The sequence below is a fragment of the Mesorhizobium sp. M4A.F.Ca.ET.022.05.2.1 genome (assembly GCF_003998845.1).
Classification (GTDB): Bacteria; Pseudomonadota; Alphaproteobacteria; order Rhizobiales; family Rhizobiaceae; genus Mesorhizobium.
This window is the reverse complement of the sequence record NZ_RZOJ01000391.1, coordinates 1-5,647: the sequence shown is the minus strand read 5'-3', so window position 1 is coordinate 5,647 and position 5,647 is coordinate 1. Positions and strand designations below refer to the sequence as shown.

The following is a 5,647-nucleotide window of genomic DNA, read 5'->3' as shown; positions in this document are numbered from 1 at the left end:
GGCCTGCATCCGCGAGGGCCATGCGGGGTCCGACGAAGAAATCCGCGAATACATGGCCGGCAATCTGTGCCGCTGCGGCGCCTATCCGCACATCGTCGCCGCCGTCCGCCAGGCAGCAGAGGGGCTCCGCTCATGAGAGACTTTTCCTACCTCCGCGCCGACACTGTCGAGGCCGCGCGCCATGCTTCCGCCCTCCCCGGCGCCATGCTGCTTGCCGGCGGCACGACGCTGGTCGACCTCGCCAAATGCGGCGTCGCCGAACCCTCGACCGTTATCGACATCAGCCATATCGAGGGGCTCAGCGCCATCGACGTCACCGCCGACCGCGCTGTGATCGGCGCGCTGGCGAAGATGAGCCATGTCGCCGACCATGCAGGGATCAAAAGTCGCTTCCCGGCCGTCTCGGAGGCTCTGTGGCAGGCGGCCTCGGCGCAGCTGCGCAACATGGCGACCATCGGCGGCAACCTGATGCAGCGCACGCGCTGTCCCTATTTTCGCGACCCAGCCAACTTTCCGGCCTGCAACAAGCGCGCGCCGGGTAGCGGCTGCTCGGCGATCGGCGGGGTGACGCGTGGCCATGCGGTGCTCGGCACCAGCGAGGCCTGCATCGCCACCTATCCAGGCGACCTCGCGATTGCGCTCGTCGCCTTCGACGCCGAGGTCCCTCTCGGCGAGCGCAGGCTAAAGGTCGAGGACTTCTTCCTCGCGCCCGGCGCGACCGCCGAGCGCGAGCACGACATCCGCCCCGGCGAGGTGATCACGGCGATCGAGATCCCGGGCTCGGCAGCGGCCAGACGCTCGACCTATCTCAAGGTTCGCGACCGCCAGTCCTACGAATTCGCGGCGGCGAGCGCGGCGATAGGGCTGGAGCTCGAAGGCGACGGTCGCACCATCCGCGACATCCGCGTCGCGCTCGGCGGCGTCGCCACCAAGCCGTGGCGCGCGCGGGCAGTCGAAAACGAGCTCAAAGGCAAGACGTTGACCGAGGCCACCGTGCGCAAGGCGAGCGAACTCGCCATGGAAGGCGCCGTCGACCATGGCGCCAACCACTACAAGATCGAGCTCGCGCCGCGCGTCGTCGCGCGCGCCATCCTCAATTTGGGAGAGACGGCATGACCGTTCATGAGATGAAACATGCGGCTTCGGACAGCGCCCGCCTCGAGGCGGTGGGCGGGCGGCTGTCGCGTGTCGACGGCCCGGCCAAGATCACCGGCGCGGCGCACTACGCGGTCGAGCAGCAACTCGAAGGGCTGGCGCACGCAGTGATGGTAGAAAGCACCATCGCCGCCGGAACGGTGGTGGCCATCGACAGCAGAGCGGCGGAGACAGCGCCCGGCGTGCTTCTGGTCCTGACGCCCGACACTATCATGGAGTTGAAGGGCGCTTCGGACTGGCTCGGCAACCCGCCGTCGCAACAGACCTATTGCCCGCTTGCCCGCACGGTCACCTATTCCGGCCAGCATATCGCCGCGGTGGTGGCCGAGACCTTCGAGCAGGCGGTCGCGGCGGCCGCCCTCGTCAAGGTGACCTATGACGAGACGCCGGCGATCGTCGAACTCAGCGACCCCAAGGCCGGCGACGGCATCCCGATCGACGCCATGACCAAGGAGTGGGGCGACGCTCAAGGTGCCTTCGCCGCCTCGCCGGTGCGCGTCTGCGCGGCCTACAACACGCCGCGCGAGTTCCAGGCGGCGATGGAACCGCATGGGCTGATCGCGCGCTGGCAGGGCGAGGCGCTCACCATCTGGGAGCCCAGCCAATGGCTGGACGGCATGGCGCGCACCTATGCCGAATGGTTCGCGATCCCGTTCGAGAATGTGCGGCTGGTCTCGCCCTATATCGGCGGCGGCTTTGGCTCGAAGGCGCTGGCGCTCGCCCACAGCGCGGTGGCGGCGGCCTCGGCGAAGATGCTCGGACGACCGGTGAAGCTGGTGCTGACCCGGCCGCAGAATTTCACCTCCTATGGCGGCCGCGCCGCGACCCGCCAGACGGTGGCGATCGGCGCAGACAAGGACGGCCGCATCCAGTCGATCGTGCATCGCGGCGTCAACGAGACGGCGGTCGATGGCATGTGGGTCGAGCCGCTCGGCTCCGTCACCTCGATCATGTACGCCACGCCCAACTTCTCCTCGAAGCAGAATGTGGTGCGGGTGAACACCGTGGTGCCCGGCGCCAAGCGCGCGCCGGGCGAGAACCCCAGCGCCTTCGGCATCGAATGCGCCATCGACGAGCTCGCCTATGAGGTCGGCATCGATCCACTGGAAATCCGGCTGAGGAACTACGCCGAACAGGATCCGCACGCCAGGAAGGCGTGGTCGACCAGGCAGTTGCGCGAGGCCTTCGCAGCCGGCGCCGAGGCGTTCGGCTGGGGGAAGCGTTCGCCAAAGCCGCGCTCGATGCGCGACGGCCACCAGTTGATCGGCTGGGGCGTGGCGGCCGGCACCTATCCGGTGCGGCCGCCCATGGCGAGGCGGTGGTGAATATCCTCGCCGACGGTTCGGTCGAGGTCGAAAGCTCCTCCATCGACATGGGCCAGGGCACCTACACGATCCTGGCGCAGACGGCGGCCGAGACGCTCGGCGTGCCGGTCGAGCATGTGTCGGTGAAGCTGGGGGATTCCCACTTCGCCCGCGCCGGCGTCGCCGGCGGCTCGCGCCTTGCCGGCGTCATGACGGGCGCGGTCTACAAGGCGGCGAGCCAGGCGCTGGACGAGCTGATCGGGCTGGCGATCGCCGATCCGGGCTCGCCCTTCCATGCGCTGCAGGCGAACACACTGGTGGTCAAGGACGGTCGCATCGCCTCGCCGCGCGGCGACGGTCCCGAGATCCCGATCGCCGAGCTTCTGTCCGCCGTCGGTCGTGAACGGATCGAGGCCAAGGGCGATACCATGCCGGCGAACGCGACGGCTGAGGAGCGCTACCGGAACTACACCACCATCGCCGTGTCGATCCCGCACACCGAGGGCGACTATTCACGCCACTCCTGGTGCGCGCATTTCGTCGAGGTCAGGGTCGACGAGGATTTCGGCACGGTGCGGGTGTCGCGTGTCGTGTCGGCGCTGGATTCCGGCCGGCTCTACAATCCAAAGCTGGCGGAAAGCCAGTGGAAGGGCGGCATCATCATGGGCATCGGCCAGGCGCTGCTGGAGGAAGGCATGGTCGACCGCCGCCATGGCCGCATCGTCAACGGCAACCTCGCCGACTACATGATCCCGACCAACGCCGACATCCCGGACATCGAGACGATCTCTGTCGGCATCCCCGACCCGCATTCGTCAGTGCTCGGCGGCAAGGGCGTCGGCGAGCTCGGCATCGTCGGCGTCGCCCCGGCGATTGCGAACGCGGTGTTCCATGCGACGGGCAAGAGGATCAGGGATCTGCCGATCACGCTCGAGAAGTTGATTTAGGGAGGGTGCCGCTGGCGAAGAGCGTAATCTCCCCCTTGCGGGGAAATGTCCGTCACCATAGCTTTTCGCCGATCTTCAGCGTCAGCCTTTCCTTACCACTCCAACCCAAACACCAGCTTGCCGAAATGCAGGCCGCCGGCGGCCATGTGGGTGTAGGCTTCGGCCGCTTCGTTCTGTGAAAACACCTTGTCGACGACCGGCTCGATGCCAGCGGCGGCAATGGCGCGGGTGGCGTCCTTGAGGTCTGACACCGATCCGGTGTTGTTGCCGATCACCTTGAGCGCCTTGACGATGATCGGCAGCAGATTGACCGTTGCCTCGGCGCCGGTAACGAAGCCGATGGTGAACAGCGTGCCGCCCGGCGCGGTGGCGTTGACCGCGCGGGCGAAGGTGGCGGCGCCGCCGGTCTCGACGACGAGGTCGGCGCCGAGGCCGTCGGTCAGCTCCAGGACCTTGCTGTCCCAGTCAGGCGTCGCGCGGTAGTTGATTAGGTGATCGGCGCCAAATGCCTTCGCCCGCTCCAGCTTCTCGTCCAAAGACGAGGTGATGATGACAGTGGCGCCGGCCGCCTTGGCAAGCTGAAGAGTGAAGATCGAGACGCCGCCGGTGCCGAGCAGGACGACGACCGAGCCCGGCCCGACATCGGCGGCGCGGATGGCGTTCCAGGCGGTGGTGCCGGCAATCGGCAGTGTCGCCGCCGCCTCGAAAGAGAGATGCGCTGGGACCGGCACGACCGAGTTGGCCGGCAGCGCGATATATTCGGCCAGCGACCCCGGCAGCGAGATGCCGCGCATCTGCGTCATCTCGCAAGGCCGAGGCCGGCCGCCGATCCAGCGCGGCTTGGCGTGGACGACGACGCGGTCGCCGACGGCGAAGCTGGTGACGCCCACGCCGAGCGCGACGATCTCGCCGGCGCCGTCGGCGACGGGAATGAGCGGGAAGCGCGGCCCGGGATAGTTGCCGCTCGCCACCGCGACATCGACGAAGTTGAGGCTCGCCGAACGCTGGCGGATCAGCACCTCGCCGCGCTGTGGTTCGGGGGTGGCAACGACTGCGGCGCGGAAGGCGTCCAGCCTGGGCTGGCTCAGTTCGATGGCTTTCATGGGTTCACTCCGGTGTGATGATTAATCGGTTGAGTGAACCTAGTTGCTGCGCTATTTCTGGATAATCCTTGGCTTTCACATTTAAGTATTGCGCAATATGCAGCAATCCCACGAACCGGCGGCACTTGCCGAAATGGCGGCGTTTGCGGCCGTCGCCGAGGCGCGCTCCTTCACCAGGGCGGCCGTGCGGATCGGCCGCGACCCCACCATCCTGTCGCGGCGCCTGCATTCGCTGGAGGAGCGGCTGGGGGTCAGGCTGCTCTCCCGCACCACGCGCAGTATGTCGCTGACCGAGGCGGGCGCCGAATTCCTGGTGCGCGTGCGCGCCATCCTCGCCTCGGTCGACGAGGCCGAGGCCGCCGCTTCCGCCCATGCTGGCGGCGGCCCGCGAGGCCTGCTCAGGCTGGCGCTGCCCGGCACGTTCGGGCGCATGTGGATCGGGCCGCTGTTGCCTCAATTCCTCGCCGAATTTCCCGATGTCCGCATCGAGGCCGAATTTTCCAACCGGTTCGCTGACCTCGTCGCCGAGAATTTCGACGTGGCGGTGCGGCTCGGCGCGTGGAAGATTCGCGCCTGGTGGCACGCAAGGTGGCGACGCGGCGCCGGCTGCTCTGCGCCGCCCCCTCCTATCTCGCCAGAATGGGCAGGCCGGAAACACCGCAGGCGCTGCTCGAACATGTCTGCCTCGGCTTCTCAGGCTTCCAGACCTTTCCGGCCTGGGAGATGACCGACCGCGAGGGCCGGCACGCGCGCGTCGAGGTGTCGGGGCCGCTCGTCACCGACGACGCCGAGGTGCTGGTCGATGCAGCCGTGCAAGGCGTCGGCCTGATGATGAGCACCGACTGGCTGGTCGGCCGCGAGCTCGCCGACGGACGGCTGGTGCCGATCCTGGAGGACTGGACGCTGGCTGACGAGGGCGCGGTCTATGTCGTCATGCCGTCAGCCAAGGGCCAGGCCGCCAAGACCCGCGCCTTCGCCGACTGGATCGGCAAGCGCTTTTCGCCCGAGCCGCCCTGGCGGCGGGGTTGAGGCGGCCAGCAAAGCCTCACTTCGCCTGCCCCTTCAAAAACTGCCCGAGCAGGTCCACTGGCAGCGGGAAGACCACGGTGGAGGAGCGTTCGCCGGCGATGTCGTGCAG

General features: G+C 67.9%; 4 protein-coding genes and 2 pseudogenes. 5 read left to right on the top strand and 1 reads right to left on the bottom strand.

What is annotated here, in order from left to right:
• From EN745_RS28550 to EN745_RS28540, 3 genes and pseudogenes are all read left to right on the top strand, one after another.
• The coding region (locus EN745_RS28550; RefSeq protein ID WP_245487865.1) for a 2Fe-2S iron-sulfur cluster-binding protein at positions 1 to 136 on the top strand (136 nt) is incomplete at its 5' end.
• Positions 133 to 1,116: a xanthine dehydrogenase family protein subunit M gene (locus EN745_RS28545; RefSeq protein ID WP_127422790.1), complete on the top strand. Its 984-nt coding sequence runs from the start codon at positions 133 to 135 to the stop codon at positions 1,114 to 1,116. The genes EN745_RS28550 and EN745_RS28545, both read left to right, overlap by 4 nt.
• Positions 1,113 to 3,406: pseudogene (locus EN745_RS28540) on the top strand (xanthine dehydrogenase family protein molybdopterin-binding subunit). The gene EN745_RS28545 and the pseudogene EN745_RS28540 overlap by 4 nt, the downstream one beginning before the upstream one ends.
• A 92-nt stretch (positions 3,407 to 3,498) precedes the next feature.
• Here EN745_RS28540 and EN745_RS28535 read toward each other — a convergent pair.
• Positions 3,499 to 4,509, bottom strand: coding sequence for an NAD(P)-dependent alcohol dehydrogenase (locus tag EN745_RS28535; protein WP_127422789.1), 1,011 nt, complete (start codon positions 4,507 to 4,509; stop codon positions 3,499 to 3,501).
• A gap of 97 nt (positions 4,510 to 4,606) precedes the next feature.
• Between EN745_RS28535 and EN745_RS37275 the strand changes: the two are divergent.
• A pseudogene (locus tag EN745_RS37275) lies at positions 4,607 to 5,008 on the top strand (LysR family transcriptional regulator); the annotation flags it as partial.
• 59 nt (positions 5,009 to 5,067) lie between these two features.
• Positions 5,068 to 5,538: a substrate binding domain-containing protein gene (locus EN745_RS37270; RefSeq protein ID WP_348630975.1), complete on the top strand. Its 471-nt coding sequence runs from the start codon at positions 5,068 to 5,070 to the stop codon at positions 5,536 to 5,538.
• The last annotated feature ends 109 nt before the right edge of the window (positions 5,539 to 5,647 follow it).

What these genes read in the sequence shown, in the direction of transcription:
- EN745_RS28545 (WP_127422790.1), top strand. Translation starts at nt 133, where the DNA reads ATGAGAGACTTTTCCTACCTCCGCGCCGACACTGTCGAGGCCGCGCGC.
- EN745_RS28535 (WP_127422789.1), bottom strand. Translation starts at nt 4,509, where the DNA reads ATGAAAGCCATCGAACTGAGCCAGCCCAGGCTGGACGCCTTCCGCGCC.